This window comes from Odoribacter sp. N54.MGS-14, assembly GCF_000980295.1.
GTDB classification, from domain to species: Bacteria; Bacteroidota; Bacteroidia; order Bacteroidales; family Marinifilaceae; genus Odoribacter; species Odoribacter splanchnicus.
The window spans coordinates 59,254-76,256 of sequence record NZ_LARL01000013.1 but is presented as its reverse complement, the minus strand read 5'-3'; the positions used below and the strand labels follow the sequence as shown (position 1 = coordinate 76,256).

The window sequence follows — 17,003 nt, the reverse complement described above, 5'->3', positions numbered from 1 at the left end:
GTCGGGCGTTCGGAAAACCTAACCGGACACTCGTTCCTGCTCCAATGGTCTTCCGCCATAAAACCCTGCATCTCACGTTAACACGACCTGGCAAAGGAAGAATTAGAAAAATTTTATAGAATAAAATACCGGCTCACCTCTATCGGATTATGGATAGTTGGGTTACTTTACCGGAAAATCTTTTTTCGTTGAAATTTATGGTTTTCAGGTCCGGTTTAGCTTGCCAGGCAGTGATGACGGGAGTCGAAGGTATTCGTGTTCGGGGACCATTGGAGCTCTGGCGAGTGTCGTCTTGCTTTTTCTGAACGTCCGACCGGTGGTGTCTGACGAGCTTGCGAGGAGTTCCGCCGGTCAGTGAAAGAAAAAGCAAGATGACCGGCGGAAGCGATCGGGTCACCGGAGACGAACAAGTACCAGAATAATTCTACATTTTTAGGATAAACATATATAGAAAATCTGTAAGAAAAATAATTCCTACAGATTTTCCTATCGAAACCGGCTTATAATAAAAAACAGGTATGAACTCCATCGCAATATAAAACGCCCCAAACCTATTTTCCCAGCCGCTCTTCCACAAAGGCCCGCAATTTTTCCGCCCGGATGTTCTTGGCCAGAATCCGGTTATTCTCATCAAGTACCAGAATACACGGTACGGAATCTACATTGTACAACTTCACCACTTCGCTTTTCCAGCCTTTTAAGTCGGACACGTGGACCCACGGCATACCGTCCTTTTGGATCGCTTGCGTCCAGGCGGCTTTACGTTCGTCAAGCGATACACTAATCACAGCAAGGCCTTTGTCCTTAAAATCATCGTACAGTTTCACCATATTGGGATTCTCCATCCGGCAAGGTCCGCACCACGAAGCCCAGAAATCGATGATTTTCAATTTTCCTTTTACACTGTACAGCGATACCTGTCCGCTATCGGGTGTCGGCAAAGTGAAATCCGGAGCCTGGGCAGCTATATATTACAAGTAAATGTAGGAGAAAGGAAAAAGGAGAAGGGAGGTTTCCTTTCTCCATTCCCCGTTCCCCCTTCACCGTCTACTCTGAAAAAAACGGCACCATTGCCGGATTCCACATTCTTCACACTTCGGTTTCCGGGCCAGACAAACATAACGTCCGTGCAAAATCAGCCAATGATGAGCCGTCGACAAGATCTCCGCCGGAATATTTTTTACCAACTGTTTCTCAGTTTCCAAAGGCGTTTTTGTGTTATTCACCAACCCGATCCGGTTAGATACCCGGAAAACATGCGTATCCACAGGCATGGCCGGTTTGTGGAATGCCACTGCCATCACAACATTGGCCGTCTTACGCCCTACACCGGGAAGCGTTTGTAATAACTCCATATCCTCAGGCACTTTTCCCTGAAAATCCCTTTCCAGTTTTTGGGCCATTTCATGCAGATGCTTAGCTTTGTTATTCGGATAGGAGATTGATTTGATCAAATGATAGATCTCCTCCACTGTCCCGGCAGCCATGGCCTTTGCATCGGGAAAGCGTTCGAATAAAGCCGGAGTCGTCATGTTCACCCGTTTGTCGGTACACTGGGCGGACAGAATCACCGCCACGATCAATTCAAAAGGGTCGTTATACTTCAATTCACTCTCGGCTACCGGCATTTTCCCGGCAAACCACCCCAATACGCCTTCATATCTCTCTTTTGTTGTCATATTTTATATTTTTATCCTTTCCAAAAAGTTGTATACGGTTCAAAATAATCCCACGTTTGATCGTCGTAAATATACATAAAAAATTGATTTCAAGCATATCCTCGTAATTTTAAACCGGCCTTCCCTGTTTATACTTCAACGTATTATTTTCCAAGCGGCCCGATAAAGATTTTCCGGATTTTCCGGGATAACAGCATGGTAGCAGATTACAGCAGTTCATTTCTGATTTCATATTTCTGTACACTTATTCTTTACACACACTTTTCAACAAACTTTTACACAAAAATAGAATTGCCGGATCGATAATCTTCAAAAGAATCGCTATTTTTACAAACAGAAAAAAGCGACACCTTCTAACAAGATTCACTTATGAACGCAATGACAGAACAAACCTATCGTCCGATCATATTGAGTAAATATACGGCTGTGTTAAAATCCTGCCGGAACCTGATTTCGAGCGAAGACATCCGGTTGATCCGTAAAGCCTTTAAGATAGCCATCCAAAACGAAACCGAAGCTTCGGAATTAAACTATCAGGAGATCGTCCGTATTTTGGATATTACGCTGATCATTACCCAGGAAATCGGCTTAGGCCGGACTTCTATCATTTGTGCCATGCTCCACAAAACAGTGGAAAAAGAAATGATCACCCTGGAGCAAATCCGGGAGATGTTCGGGGAAAAAGTAGAGCAAATCATCAAAGGACTAAAGGATATCAGCCACATTTATGCCACCCAGCGGATTGTAAACTCGGAGAATTTCAGAAAATTATTGCTCAGTTTTGCCGAAGATATCCGCGTACAGCTGATCTTCCTGGCCGAAAAACTCTATGCTTTACGGCAGGCTGCACAGCTTTCGGAGGCCGGACAAAAACAGCTGGCCATGGAAACCAGCTATATTTACATCCCTTTTGCCCATCGATTGGGATTGTACAATATCAAATCGGAGATGGAAGACACAGCTCTCCGCTATGCCAATCCCCAAATCTACCGGGAGATCGAACAAAAATTAAAGGAATCGAAAACCGCCCGGGAGGCTTACATTGCCGAATTTATCGCTCCGATTGCCGAAGAAATGAACCGGAGAAGTATCAAATTTAAAATGAAATACCGCACGAAGACGATTGCCTCGATCTTAAATAAGATGCGGAAAAGCCAGGTTGAATTTGAAGAGATTTTCGACATTTTTGCTGTACGTTTCATTATCGACAGTGTCGGCGAAAATGAGAAGCCCGACTGTTGGCGGGTATATTCTATCGTAACCGATAAGTATACGCCTAATCCCCAGCGTCTCCGGGACTGGATTTCTGTACCCAAATCCAACGGATACGAATCGTTGCAGACCACCGTGCTGGGGCCTGGCAAACGCTGGGTAGAAGTACAGATCCGGACGGAACGTATGGATGAGATTGCCGAGAAAGGATTCGCTGCCCACTGGAAATACAAAGGGGGATCTTCGGATTCGATTATCGAAAACTGGCTGAACGAATTGCGCGAAATCCTGGAAAGCAATAATGAGAATGCGCTGGAATTACTGGATGATATGAAAATCAACCTCCAGGATAAAGAGGTACATGTATTTACTCCCAAAGGAGATTTAATAACGTTACAGGCAGGAGCCACCTTACTGGATTTTGCGTACGCTATTCACACCAATATCGGGAGCAAGTGTGTTGGAGGTATTGTCAATCACCGGAATGAAACCCTGAAATATGTTTTGAAAAACGGAGATCAGGTTTCTATTATCACTGCCGCCAACCAGCAACCGAAAGCCGACTGGCTGAGTTTTACAGTCACTTCGAAAGCCCGGAATAAAATCCGTCAATACCTGAATGAAGAAATCAACCACCAGGCCGATATCGGCAAGGAAACACTGATGCGCCGTCTGAAAAACTGGAAAATCGAATTCAACGACGAAGTGATCCGCAAACTGATGCAGCACTACAAATACAAGTTCGCTCTCGACCTTTACCACGGCATCGCTATCGGCAAGCACGATCCTTCCGAAATCAAAGAGATATTGACGCAGGTGGAAGAAAAGCCGGCCCCTGTCGTCCCGCCTAAAGATATCAAAGTGGTACGTCCAAAAAAAATCGATGAAGATGTACTGCTGATCGATAAAAATGTGGATAATGTAGAGTATAAGTTCGCCCGTTGCTGTAATCCGGTATACGGAGACGATATCATCGGTTTCGTATCCATCGGCGAAGGAATTAAAGTACACCGCCGCCAGTGTAAAAATGCCCTGGAGCTGGTTCGCCGTTATCCTTACCGGATCGTCAAGACCCGCTGGACCAACGATGGAGCCACTTCTTATCAAACCGTCCTGAATCTGACAGGCAAAGAGGACGGTAATATCATCAACAAAATTACCGAATTGATCGCCAAAGATCCGCATGCTACTTTGCGGGCCATTTCGATCAATGCCGCCGAGGGGGTATTCGATGGTAATATCACTGTCCTGATCGATAATACCGAACACCTGTCCCAATTGATTTCCAGACTAAAACATCTGGAAGGAGTGGTGAGAGTCAACCGCCACGATTCGATGCTCGAAGACTAGTCCTCTTTGACCTCCAGGAGCCATGCATCCCGAAACTGCGGATATTGTCTACGGATACGGATAAGCTCCCGGGCAGCATCGGCGTGAGTATCGTCACAAACCGCACTAACGCGGTACATCCCTTCACTATTCTGCATAATCGAACAACCCAAAAATCCGCGGCGCATCAGGTCCGACCGCAAGTTGATCGCATTCTGCCGGTAAATAAAACTCCCGACAATAATACAATACCGCATCAAATCGGCACCGTCCGTCAAACCGACTTTCTCCTTTTTCACCGTCACCGGTTCTTCTTCCACGATCAAGGTATCCTGTACTTTCTCCTGTACAGCAACTTCTACCGGTTGGGTAGATACATACCCTACCTCCGATCGTATCATTCTTTTATTCGACTTACAACAGGTCAGGGTCACCGCTAAGGCTAACAGACAAATCAATATTCGCATAACTTAAAGTTTTCTGACTTGTACGGTAAAAGAACGATTAAGTTACTCCGGGTTTAACTAGACATTAACTTTCTTTTCAATCAAAAAGCGATACCTTCGCAGAAAGAAAAAATGTTAAAAAGCTAAAACCTGATAAACCTTATCATCGATGAAAAACAAAGGATTTTTACTCTCATTATTCATTGCAGGGTCCTTGACTGCCAACGCACAGGATATCAAGGAGTGGCTGAGCCTGACACCTATAAAAATGGAGAAGCCGGCCTTGAGCCATGTAAAAAATGTCAAAGACCAGGTATTTACAGATGCCATGCTCACCGATTACTCCGGAGTAAATATCGGCAGCCTGGTTCCCGATGCCGATTCAAAGGAGAATCATTTTCACCGGCTCCGGTGGACGGTGGCCCCGATGAACCGGGATACCGTAACAGCCGGTGAAAAAACAGATCAACCGACGCTAAATTATTACGCGGTCTATTTCAGCAATTCCGAATGGATGAGCGGAAGTTTTCATTTCCGGCTATTCGGTCAGGCCGAAGTCTATATCGATGGAGTAAAAAAAGCCGGTTCTGCGGATAATAAACCCGTAGAAAAAATCGTTCACGGCGATTGGATTCCAGGAAAACACACGATTATCGTAAAAACGGCCACTCAGGGAGGCAATGTATTGTATGCTAATTTTAAAGCCGACAAAGCCTACGAACAGCTCCCTTTCGGTTTCTCTCTGTCCCCGCAACGAGGCAAGAATATTTACGATGTGCTCAACGGTAAACAAGTATCCCATCTGTCTGTCTCCCCCACCGGAAAATATGCCCTTGTCGGGATCACCAATACCGTAGATGGCCGAAGCAGTAACAATACCTACGTATACCGGATCGCCGACAAAGAAATCGTCTATACCTTTTATGGCAATAACGTACGTAATCTGCAATGGATTCCCGATCAGGACAAACTTTCTTTCCTGCAAGCAGAAGGCAACGGACAATCTTTATATAGTTACGACCTGGAAAAACAACTACAAACCCGTCTGATCAAAGAAGACCGGCAAATTCAGAGCTGCATCTGGTCACCCGATCGTTCTTATCTGATCTATTATGCCAATGAAAACTACAGCGATCCCAAATGGGAATTGCGTAAACTGGACGGCATACAAGATCGGCAGGACTATTTCCGTAACCGGAGTTATCTGTGTAAGTACGATTTCGCTACCGGCCTCCATTCCCGGCTCACCTGGGGAAATCTGAGCACTTCGCTTATGGATATCAGTGCAGACGGTAAAAAATTACTGATCTCCACTTCACGCCCGGCTTATACGGAATATCCCTATAACAAACAAGATATTTATCTGATGGATATCACCACCCAACAACTGGATACCCTTTGGAAGGACCGGCTTTATTCCATATCCTGTACTTTCTCTCCCGATGGCAAAAAACTGCTGATCAGCGGCGGCCCTTCGGCCTTCGGTAAACTGGGAGAAAACATCGGGAAAAATCAGATTGCCAACCAATACGATACCCAATTGTATATTTATGACCTGGCCACTAAAAAAGTGGACGCGATCACCCGCGATTTCAATCCTTCGGTGGAAGAAATGACCTGGCATAAAAACGGTAATATCTATATAAAAACGACCGATGCCGATTTCGTACGTCTGTATTGCTATGCCGACGGTAAATTCACCCGGATCGAATGCCCGGGAGACATGATTCTCCGGACCAGTTTTGCCAGCCATGCCGACCAAATGATGTATACCGCTTCGAACACCGATTATCCTCCCCGGATCTATACCTTGAACCTAACCGATAATCAAGCGGCTCTCTGGGCGGATCCCAACGAAGAGCAATACCGGAATATTGTTTTCGGAGAGATGAAAGACTGGGACTATGAGTATAAGAAAGGTACGGTGATCGACGGACGTTATTATCTGCCTGCCGATTTCGATCCGGCCAAAAAATATCCGCTGATCGTTTATTACTACGGCGGAACGACCCCCGTCTCCCGTAGTTTCGGCGGACGCTGGCCTTTCAACCTCTATACGGCCAACGGTTATGTCGTATATGTGCTTCAACCTTCCGGAACCATCGGATACGGACAGGAATTTTCTGCCCGCCACCAAAACAATTGGGGTAAAATCACAGCCGACGAAATTATCGCCTCGACCAAAGCATTTGCCAAAGCCCATCCGTTTATCGATGCTTCTAAGATTGGTTGTATGGGAGCTTCTTACGGAGGTTTTACCACCGAATACCTTACCACCCGAACCGATATTTTCGCCTGTGCTATCTCACATGCCGGCATTTCCTCTATCTCTAGCTATTGGGGAGGCGGATATTGGGGTTACGGCTACAGTACCAACGCTTCGGCACACGCTTTCCCTTGGAACCGTAAGGATATCTATGTCGACCAAAGTCCCCTTTTCAATGCCGATCAGGTGAAAGTGCCTATCCTGTTAATCCACGGTACAAAAGATGTCAATGTACCGACAAACGAAAGTATACAATTTTATACTGCTCTGAAATTATTGGGTAAAGATGTCGAATTAGTATTGGTTAAAGATGCCGATCATGCCGTGGTCGATTACAATCAGCGTATCCTGTGGAACAATACGATTCTCTCCTACTTCGCCAAATATCTGAAAGATCAACCGGCTTGGTGGGAACACCAGTTTAAAGAGCTGAATCTCTAAACGGAAGAAGAAAAGTAAGATTAAGTGTAATTCTTACTTTTCTTTTTTTGAAAAATTATTTATAAATTTGCAAAAAACCAAAAATCTATTTTAAATTTATATCATGAATACAACTACCAACAGAGCGGCGGACAACATCCGAATTCTGGCAGCCTCAATGGTTGAAAAAGCAAAATCAGGTCACCCCGGAGGAGCGATGGGTGGTGCCGATTACATCAACGTGCTATATTCTGAATTTCTGAATTTCGATCCGGACGATGCCGAGTGGGTAAACCGGGATCGGTTTTTCCTGGACCCGGGTCATATGTCACCGATGCTTTATGCAACGTTGAGCCTGATTGGTAAATATAGCATGGAAGATCTGAAAAACTTCCGTCAATGGGGCAGCATCACTCCCGGTCATCCCGAAGTAGACGTAAAACGGGGTGTAGAGAATACTTCAGGTCCTCTGGGTCAGGGACATGCCATGGCCGTCGGAGCAGCTATCGCCGAACGTTTTCTGGTAGCCCGTTTCGGTGAATGGATGGCCCACAAGACCTATGCTTTCATCTCGGACGGTGGCATTCAGGAAGAGATCTCCCAAGGTGCAGGACGTATTGCCGGTACACTCGGACTCGCTAACCTGATCATGTTCTATGACTCGAATAATATCCAGCTTTCTACCAAAGTGGATGAAGTAACCCACGAAGATACAGCCAAAAAATATGAAGCCTGGGGATGGCAGGTCATCACCATCGACGGCAACGATGCAGCAGAAATCCGTCAGGCCCTGAAAGTGGCACAGGAAGAAAAAGAACGCCCTACACTCATCATCGGACACACCCTGATGGGGAAAGGAGCTGTCGGTGCCAACGAAGAAGATTTCTCCAACAAAGTATCAACTCACGGACAACCGCTGAGCGCTGCCGGAGCTTCTTTTGAAAATACGGTGGCTAACCTGGGCGGAGATCCTCAGAATCCATTCGTTATCTTCCCGGATGTACAGGAATATTATGCGCAGGTACTGGAAGAGAAACGGGCTCAGGCCAAACAGAAAAAAGCCGAACAAGCTGCCTGGGAAAAAGCCAACCCGGAATTAGCAGCCAAATTCCATCGGTTTATGTCGGGAGAAGCGCCTGCTATCGATTATAAAGCTATTGCACACAAAGCCAATATAGCAACCCGTCAGGCTTCAGCCGATGTATTGGTTACACTGGCACAGGAAGTTGAAAATATGATCGTCAGCTCTGCCGACCTTTCCAATTCAGATAAGACAGACGGTTTTATCAAAGGAGGAGCCCGCAACCTAGTGAAAGGAGATTTCAGCGGTAAATTCCTGCAAGCCGGAGTTGCCGAGTTGACTATGGCTGCAATCTGTAACGGTATCGCCCTTCATGGCGGTATTCATGTTGCCTGTGCAACCTTCTTTGTATTCTCCGATTATATGAAGCCGGCTTTCCGTTTATCGGCTCTGATGCAGATGCCGGTTAAATACATCTGGACCCACGATGCCTTCCGGGTCGGTGAAGACGGTCCTACCCACCAGCCGATCGAGCACGAAGCCCAGTTGCGTCTGCTGGAAAAAATGCAGAACCACGCCGGAAAAATGAGCATGCTGGCTTTACGTCCGGCCGATGCAGCCGAAACTTCGGTGGCCTGGAAAATGGCGATGGAAAATACCGAAACTCCGACGGCTCTCGTATTGTCCCGTCAGAATATCAACGATCTGCCGGCCGCAACCGACCGTTATACCGAAGCTTTAAAAGCAGAAAAAGGAGCTTACATCGTACAGAAAAACGGTGAAAATCCCAAAGTGATCCTAATCGCATCCGGATCGGAAGTGGCCACCCTGATCGATGCCGCCAAGTTGTTACTCGAAAGAAAAGGTATCGCTTCACAGGTTGTATCGGCTATTTCGGAAGGTTTATTCCGTCAGCAGCCGACCGCTTACCAGGAAGAAGTCATTCCGGCCTCTACGCCTCATTTCGGCCTGACCGCCGGTTTATCGGTAACTCTGGAAGGATTGGTCGGATGTAACGGCAAAATCCACGGCGTAAATCACTTCGGATATTCTGCCCCGGCCAAAGTACTGGACGAAAAGTTCGGCTTTACCGGAGAGTTTGTATACAACGAAATTTGCGAAATGCTCGGAAAATAATTCCTTGACAACACCAAAAGAAATAGTTTTATAAAACATAATTTCTTAAAATGGTGAAAATAGTTAAAACGGTGTAATGTTTAGTTTTAAAACATTGCACCGTTTTTAGTTACAGGGAAATAAAAGTTTGCCAAACAATAGAGAAAAGTAAAGTAAACTCTAATTCTCCGTCACTCCAAATTTATGGTAGAATTAATTTTTTCTTTCTATTCCGATTTCGGGTTCTGTGTCGTCAGACCCGGTCGCCCGGACCGGTCCGGTAAGGCTTTCCTTCACTGACCGGCGGAACTCCTCACTACACAAAAAACTTTACGTTACGTTTCCATCAGACACCACCGGTCGGGCGTTCGGAAACCCTAACCGGACACTCGTTCCTGCTCCAATGGTCCTCCGGCATAAAACCCTGCATCTCACATTAACACGACTTGGCAAAGGGAGAATTAGAAAAATTTTATAGAATAAAATACCGGCTCACCTCTATCGGATTATGGATAGTTGGGCGACCGGTTCCCCGAACACGAACACCGAAGACGAATAAAGAGCGGAATAATTCTACTTCTTTAATAGTTAAAAGGAGGCAACAATTACAACGGTTTCAGCAAACAAATCTACCTGCTGTAACCGTTGCAACTATAAAACGATCAATACCCCGGATTCTGTTCTGCCCCACCTAAACCGACTTCCGACTCAGGGAATGGCAAGAGCTTTTGCCAGGCTTCGATTCCGAGTTCTTTTTCACACAGATCGTTCCGTTTTAAAAAAGCGAAATAAGCGAATTCCCCCTTCAACAATTCTTTCCAGGTAGCTTTCAACTGTTGGTCGAAATCTGTCGCTTCAGACAAACGGTAGTTTTTCCGGACCTGATTCAGATAATCCATAGCTTTCGCCCGGTCACCGATACGATTCGTACATTCGGCCAGCAATAACAAAGCCTCGGTATAGCTACCGACAGGTAAATATCGGTGATCTGCAATCTCACTGGTATATACCGAAGGATAATCCAGCAGATCCAACCCGAATACCAGTTCTTTAGAACCGCTATTCAAGGCCTCTTTGCGGCTGGCATTAAAGGCATACCCTTCATTCTTCAAAAATATCTCCAAGCCCCTTTTCGCTTCATTGTATCTTCCCAATTGCATATACACTTTTCCCAGCATCAGTTCACCGATACCGATGTAATCCTGATATTCAGCACTTCTCCAGTCCAGTATCAGCCGATGGATCTCCTCCAGATCCGCAGCCAACTTCTCGTAAGCTTTTTGCTCTGTCAACCGGGGTGCCGCCGCCGTCGAAAAATGTTCCGGATAAGGAATGTTTCCCCACAATACGATCAGCGGATAATACATGATCGAACGCAACAACTTAAACTGAGGCGAACAGAGGTTACCCATTTTTTCCTTCTCCAGGATATCATACCCATTATTGGCACTGGCAATAGCTTTATAAGCCACCTCCCAGGCCCGCTTCAAGTCTATATCGGCCATGACACTTTTTTCATGCCGGTAATATTTCTGCCACTTGTTTTGTGGTTCCGGGAAACATTGCGTATAATAAGCCTCTATCGTATACATATAATCACAGGCTTCACGGATACTCCCCAATATGCCGCTCACCGCTTCTTCGACTCCTTCAGGTACTTCGAACTTATTCATATCTCCGTCCTGAGTAATCAGCAGGGTGGCGCTTACTTCACCATCCAGGCTGTACAAAGTAATGCGTTCATCCCGGATCCAATATCCTTTTGCCGGCTGTACCGTCAGTTTAAGCTGCCCCTGCACCTTATCGAGCGTCACTGTATAATCCATTTCCTCTGACTTGAACTGGAATAATTTATCTACCTCCACCCCGGATTTCGGCACTTCTTCTTCTTCCATACCGGGATAAGTAAAATCATAAGATAAATTAGCCAGGATATCTACAGCATATTCTCCCCCATCCTGACTTACCCGTAAAGTATCGGTCTTGAATTTCAATTTTTTATCGCCTACGATCCCTCCGAATTCATTTCCGGCTTCTCCATCGCCGTCCCAGTCGATAAAATAACTCAAATCGGGCACAGTAATTTCCAGGCCGGTTTCCTTATACTTTGCAACTAATCCTTCAGCAACCTTTGTCCAATCGATACTCACTGCATTTTTACGGATTTCTTCCTTCGTATCGTCCGGAAGCGTACCGGTTTCCTTCAACTTTTCACACAACCCTTCCAAATATTCCGCAAACCGGGTCTCGGTTTTATCCTTCAACAGAGAAGCCGACACCACCAACAAACTACCCGCTCCTTTGATTCCATCTGTCAGTGAATAGGTATTCACCTCATCCATCTCGAATCTCTGCAACCCGAAGGCCTTCAACACTTCTCCATGTGCCTGCTGACTGACGGCTTTAAAGCGCTTTTCTCCACCGTTCAACTCCAATAATCGTCGGGTTTCCAGATGAGTGAATACATTCACATTCACCGATTTCTGATTCGAAAGATCTGCAATCGAACGCAAACTCAACGATCCGGAGGTCTGTTCGCCGGTCAGCTCATTATAAAAAGCTCCTGTCGCCACAATTTCTACATAAGGAGACCGGATATCCAAAATACCGAAATCGAAATTTCCCTGATCGTCCTGTACGGTCTTCGTATAACTGATTCCGGTCCGTTCAAGCCGTTCGCTCAATTCATAAACCGTAACCTCCGATCCTCTGACAAAAGGTCCTTTCTCTACTTTTCCTTTCAGTTCATACCGGTCTGTATACTGCACATCGTCCTTCTTACATCCTACCAATACCAATAACAGCATACAAGTCCACAATATCATTTGCTTTTTCATTTCCAATCTCTTTATATCGTTCTACTTTCTTATCTGCCCGATTCAAATGAATCCGATTCTTTTCCGTTCGTTCATTACTCCTGCCACAAAAGCTTCGGTAAACATAGCCACATCCTGTTTTTGAACAGAAATCACCTCTTTTACTGTACTCGTCCGGTTACTCTTTGCCATCCGTTGCAGACAATTGCGGACAATCAGATCGGCTACGATCCGCATCAGGCGCGAACTGGCATGACTGCGTTCCTCGGTCGCAACCAGCGAACCGATAAAAACAGTCATATACTGACGGGCTGTCGCTGTCATTTTCATTCGTTCTTTCTCCAGACGACGTTTCAGAATAATCATCAACTCTTCTTTCGTATAATCTTCGAAGACCAGTACATTGACCAAATCCGACATGTGTTCGGCGTCTCCGTTGATACCCGATACCCTGTTCCGGGGTTCTGCATAGATGATAATATAACTTCCGGGATGTTCGGCCATCTGATTCATCAGGAGAGCACGTACTCTTTCACGGAAGCCGACAGCTTCGTTCAATTTGGGTGAATCTTCATCGAAAAGCAAGATACCTCCGCTGGATTTCACCAACGCTTCCCCGATACTACGCTGAGCCTCGTCTTCCATCAGTCCGATCATTCTTTCCACCTTAAAATCGAATACCTGTCCCTTATCGACGATCCCCATGGCTTTGTAAAGACGGGCGATGATCCGGGCTACCGTTCCCTTTCCCATGGCCGAATTACCGGTCAAACACCATTGCAGGGACATCCGGCTGCTCAATTTTACCCCCTCGTGGCTATAATGACGCGCCAGCTCTACAAAATCACGGATCTGTTTTTTTATTCCCGTTTGTCCGACCATTTTATCCAGCTCTTCCAATGCCCGGCCGATCTCCTCTTCATCGAATACATCCCTTTCCAATTTTGGAAGTTCAAAACTATCGACCGGTATATCGTCTTTGCGGATGGTAGTCATCTCCTGACGGGTCAGCTCCCGTTCCTGACGGATTTTCATCGTCCGTTCGGACATATGACGAATAGCCGCTGCCACGACTTTTTCAACGAAAAGCGCATTACCGAAATTCTTATCTCTGTTTTCATAAGCTTTCCGGATCAGCTCACCGAATACTTCCCGTGCCTTGGGATGAAATACATAAGCTTTTTCTTTCAGTTTATTTTCAGCGATCTGCATCAGTTCTTCGGGCGTATAATCGTTGAACGAAAATACATAAGGAAAATAATTCTTTAAAGCGGGATTCATCTCCAGCATCTTATCGACTCTTTCGGGATATCCGCCTAAAACCACGATCGTATCCCCGCATTCCTCGGTCGATAAATTCGACAATAAAGCCTCGAACAGGGCCAATCCCCATTCACTCCGGGGCAATACATCGGCATGGTCGATATATAGAATACCTCCGGCCGCACCGTTCATCAACACTTCGGCCCCCTGTTGGGGAGTCAGCCCTCCATCTCCGGTGAGCTGACGTCCGTCCTGTACCGTCACATTCGGACGCAACAGAATACCCACCGAATGATAAATTTCTCCCATCATCTTAGCGACAGTCATCTTCCCCGTACCGGGATTACCGCTAAAGATCATATTCAGGGGAGGAAGGGTATCGTCGAAACCATGTTTTTGCCTTTCCCGGATAAAATATACGTAACTCAGATGTTGTACAATACTTTGTTTCAATGCCCCCAGACCGATCATCGCCTTGAGTTTTTCCAATGCTTTGCCAGGGTCTCCCTCGGGTAAAGTTACGATATCTTCCTCCGTAATCAGCATCAGGTCCTCCTTCTTATACTCTCCGCAGCGGTTCGCCATCAGACGGGCCGACATCCGGGCCGAAGCCTGTTCGAGCTGTTCGTCGATGTAACGTCCGTTGGTAAAATCCACCTCATTGGCCCGGCAAGCTATTTTCAACTGTTTATAAAATTTCTCTTCTGCTCCCGGCGTAAAACGGAATTGCAGTTTTTCCAGTTTGAACCGGGCGATTTCCATCAATTCCTCAGGACTATAATTTTCGAAACAAAGCCGGCGCGGAAAAAGCTTCTGCAAATCGGGAAAAGCTTCCAGCAAAACAGTCATCTCTTCATCGATATCGGAAAGAATAACCAAAACTTCCGGTTTTTCCCTGGTCAGTATACCGTACAATATTCCTAAAGCGATCACCCCCCGATCGTTCGGATCTTCGGGATGAAATAAATCTCCGGCCTGATCGACAAACAGAATCCCCCCTATACTGTTTTTCAGGGCCTGCCGAACCAATTGCTCTTCTGCAGCAGTGCCTTCACGCACCAAATCACGACGGCTGTAATGATTCACCCGGCCGTGACTCAAAAGCCCTAATTTCTGATACAATTCTCCCACCATCTCCGCCACGGTATTTTTACCGGTACCGGGATATCCGGTAAAGATCAGATGCAATTGAGGAAAAGTATCGCTGAAGCCATTCTCCCGCCGGAGACGGATAAATTCGACGTACTCTATGATCCGGGTTATCTCTTCTTTCACTTTACGCAACCCCACCAAACGATACAAACGGTCGAGGATTTCATCTTTATCTTTAGCGGTGTATACCGGATTCAGATTTTGCTTCACGGCCACTTCTCCACCATCGGCCAGTATCTCCTGCTCGAAATCATAAGGAATATCTTTATGACCTATTCCATAGCCCATCTTCAGGACCGTCTGTCCGAAACAGGAAACCATCACGGTATATTCTCCCGGAGTGACGAAATCTTCCTGACTCCCCAGATCGACAGCAAAACAAAGAATACTATTCCCGGCCTGATCCTTGATATATTGGGCGGATTTTACGATCTGCATGGCTTTGATACTCCCCCTACGGTCTACCACCCGGATAACGAATTCATATACCCACTCTCCCCCCAGCAGGTTTTGGGCCATCAGGAAGAAACGGATATTTTTCAATCGGGTGGCATCGAACATCCGGAAAGAATGAGGACGTTTCTGAGCCTCGGACTCGGTTTCTTCACAAAAACGGTCCAGACCGGCATGCAGGATGCGAAAATATTTTTCGGGTTTCCCCTCCCCCGGGACGATATACAGATCTTCTGATTGTCCGGCCACTCCGTCGATATCCGCCAAGATACGATATATCCCCTGTTTCCAGGCCTGTTCCGGTAAATCTGCGCGGTCTATCCGCTCTTCATACACCGGCAAAGCATCCTGACGCTCTACTTTTATTCCGCTCTCTTTCACAGACAAGCACTGTCCTTTGCCGTTCTCCAGGCGAAACAAACGGACAGTCATCTTCCCCTCCCAGGGTTCACCTTCAAACTGTTTATTCAATACTTCCGTATCCACATACAAACATTCTATTTCCTGTACGCCGAATACAGAACGATAGTCTTTCTCCCCCCGGTAATCATTTTCAGGACTACAGCTCACCCGCACACTTCTGACTACTCCATTCACTTTTTCCGATAGCGTATCGATCGATTGCTGGGCTTTATCTTGATCCATATGTTCTACTATTTACCTATTTTGAAAGTAATTTTGATCTTTTCAAATATAGGTAAATATTTAAGAAATCCAGCAAAAATACGGTTTATTTTGTGCGGTTGAATTCTTCCAGCAACGAACGGAAAGTTTCTTTCACAGACATAATTTTCGTAGCCTTGAATGCATTGGCTCCGGCAAAGGCATAACCATTTTCCATATTTCCCCGAAAAGCGTTGTACAAGGCCGTAATGATACAATACGGACTCTTACTGATATCACAGGTTTTAATACAATTGAAAGGGCACACTTTCGGTTGTTTTTTCCCCTCTTTGATCTTTTGGATAAAATTACTGAAAATCGCCCTTCCCGGCATCCCTACCGGACTTTTTATGATTTGAATATCTTCTTCGTGTGCATTCAGGTAAGTTTGTTTGAAAACATCCGAAGCATCACATTCTTCGGTAGTCACAAAACGGGTACCCATTTGTACGCCGTCGGCTCCCAACTCCATGATTTTTCGGATGTCGTCGCCGGAATAAATCCCACCGGCAGCGATCACCGGAATCTTACGGCCGTATTTTTCTTCTATCTCATGAGCTTCCTGAATCACTTCGGGTAAAATGGTTTCCAGTTGATAATGTTCGTCATCGATCTGCTCATTTTTGAATCCCAGATGTCCTCCGGCTTTCGGACCTTCTACCACCAAAGCATCCGGCAAATAATTGTAAATACTTTTCCATTTCTCACAGATCAGCTTGGCAGCCCGCCCCGAAGAAACGATCGGTACTAATTTAGTGGTACTGTCTTTTTGCAGAAAGGAGGGTAAATTCAGCGGCATTCCCGCGCCGGCAAAAATAATATCGGCTTTCTCGGCAATCGCCGTCCTGACCAGATCGGCAAAGTTCGAAAGAGCCACCATAATATTTACTCCAATGACTCCCTGGGTTTTCTGACGGGCTTTGCTCAGCTCTTCTTTCAGTCCCAATATACTCGCTTCCAGATAATTTTTGGACAAATTCTTATAAATTACCCCAAGTCCTGCAGCAGAAATCACTCCGACCCCACCTTCATTTGCAACAGCAGAGGCCAGACCTGAAAGGGAGATTCCAACTCCCATGCCTCCCTGTATAATCGGCACCTGAATAGAAAGATTACCGATTTTCAACGTTTTTAATAACATAAAAAGTGTATTATATAATTCTCAAA

9 protein-coding genes are annotated in these 17,003 nt (G+C 45.9%); 3 read left to right on the top strand and 6 right to left on the bottom strand.

Features of this window, described 5'->3' with window-relative positions; translation table 11 throughout:
- Positions 1-551: 551 nt before the first annotated feature.
- Both WS42_RS04760 and nth read right to left on the bottom strand, forming a co-directional pair.
- Positions 552-968 (bottom strand): TlpA family protein disulfide reductase, encoded by a 417-nt coding sequence (locus WS42_RS04760; RefSeq protein ID WP_259320203.1) that lies wholly within the window; start codon positions 966-968, stop codon positions 552-554.
- Positions 969-1,040: 72 nt separating this feature from the next.
- The gene (nth, locus tag WS42_RS04755; RefSeq protein ID WP_022159490.1) at positions 1,041-1,679 is read right to left on the bottom strand and encodes an endonuclease III; all 639 of its coding nucleotides are present in this window, start codon (positions 1,677-1,679) and stop codon (positions 1,041-1,043) included.
- A gap of 369 nt (positions 1,680-2,048) precedes the next feature.
- On the opposite strand from nth, the gene WS42_RS04750 reads away from it, so the two are divergent.
- Positions 2,049-4,241: a RelA/SpoT family protein gene (locus WS42_RS04750; RefSeq protein ID WP_087394231.1), complete on the top strand. Its 2,193-nt coding sequence runs from the start codon at positions 2,049-2,051 to the stop codon at positions 4,239-4,241.
- Here WS42_RS04750 and WS42_RS04745 read toward each other — a convergent pair.
- Positions 4,238-4,687, bottom strand: a complete 450-nt coding sequence (locus WS42_RS04745; protein ID WP_013611159.1) for an SPOR domain-containing protein — start codon at positions 4,685-4,687, stop codon at positions 4,238-4,240. The two genes, WS42_RS04750 and WS42_RS04745, sit on opposite strands and share 4 nt — an antisense overlap.
- 148 nt (positions 4,688-4,835) lie before the next feature.
- On the opposite strand from WS42_RS04745, the gene WS42_RS04740 reads away from it, so the two are divergent.
- Together WS42_RS04740 and WS42_RS04735 are read left to right on the top strand one after the other, a co-directional pair.
- A complete protein-coding gene (locus WS42_RS04740; RefSeq protein ID WP_046450791.1) occupies positions 4,836-7,373 on the top strand; it encodes a S9 family peptidase in 2,538 nt (845 codons plus the stop codon).
- Positions 7,374-7,476: 103 nt separating this feature from the next.
- Positions 7,477-9,510 (top strand): transketolase family protein, encoded by a 2,034-nt coding sequence (locus tag WS42_RS04735; RefSeq protein ID WP_022159493.1) that lies wholly within the window; start codon positions 7,477-7,479, stop codon positions 9,508-9,510.
- Positions 9,511-10,151: 641 nt separating this feature from the next.
- Here the strand turns inward: WS42_RS04735 and WS42_RS04730 are convergent.
- The 3 genes from WS42_RS04730 to WS42_RS04720 all read right to left on the bottom strand — a co-directional run bounded on the left by WS42_RS04730 (position 10,152) and on the right by WS42_RS04720 (position 16,977).
- Positions 10,152-12,326 carry a tetratricopeptide repeat protein gene (locus WS42_RS04730; RefSeq protein ID WP_022161290.1) on the bottom strand — a complete coding sequence of 725 codons (2,175 nt, stop codon included), beginning with the start codon at positions 12,324-12,326 and terminating at the stop codon, positions 10,152-10,154.
- Positions 12,327-12,368: 42 nt separating this feature from the next.
- Positions 12,369-15,818, bottom strand: a complete 3,450-nt coding sequence (locus WS42_RS04725; protein ID WP_046450790.1) for a hypothetical protein — start codon at positions 15,816-15,818, stop codon at positions 12,369-12,371.
- A gap of 85 nt (positions 15,819-15,903) precedes the next feature.
- Positions 15,904-16,977: an NAD(P)H-dependent flavin oxidoreductase gene (locus tag WS42_RS04720; protein WP_046450789.1), complete on the bottom strand. Its 1,074-nt coding sequence runs from the start codon at positions 16,975-16,977 to the stop codon at positions 15,904-15,906.
- Positions 16,978-17,003 lie beyond the last annotated feature (26 nt).

Excerpts from the sequence above, each read along its gene's own strand:
- nth (WP_022159490.1), bottom strand. The coding sequence starts at position 1,679 with ATGACAACAAAAGAGAGATATGAAGGCGTATTGGGGTGGTTTGCCGGG.
- WS42_RS04750 (WP_087394231.1), top strand. The coding sequence starts at position 2,049 with ATGAACGCAATGACAGAACAAACCTATCGTCCGATCATATTGAGTAAA.
- WS42_RS04745 (WP_013611159.1), bottom strand. The coding sequence starts at position 4,687 with ATGCGAATATTGATTTGTCTGTTAGCCTTAGCGGTGACCCTGACCTGT.
- WS42_RS04740 (WP_046450791.1), top strand. The coding sequence starts at position 4,836 with ATGAAAAACAAAGGATTTTTACTCTCATTATTCATTGCAGGGTCCTTG.
- WS42_RS04735 (WP_022159493.1), top strand. The coding sequence starts at position 7,477 with ATGAATACAACTACCAACAGAGCGGCGGACAACATCCGAATTCTGGCA.
- WS42_RS04730 (WP_022161290.1), bottom strand. The coding sequence starts at position 12,326 with ATGAAAAAGCAAATGATATTGTGGACTTGTATGCTGTTATTGGTATTG.
- WS42_RS04725 (WP_046450790.1), bottom strand. The coding sequence starts at position 15,818 with ATGGATCAAGATAAAGCCCAGCAATCGATCGATACGCTATCGGAAAAA.
- WS42_RS04720 (WP_046450789.1), bottom strand. The coding sequence starts at position 16,977 with ATGTTATTAAAAACGTTGAAAATCGGTAATCTTTCTATTCAGGTGCCG.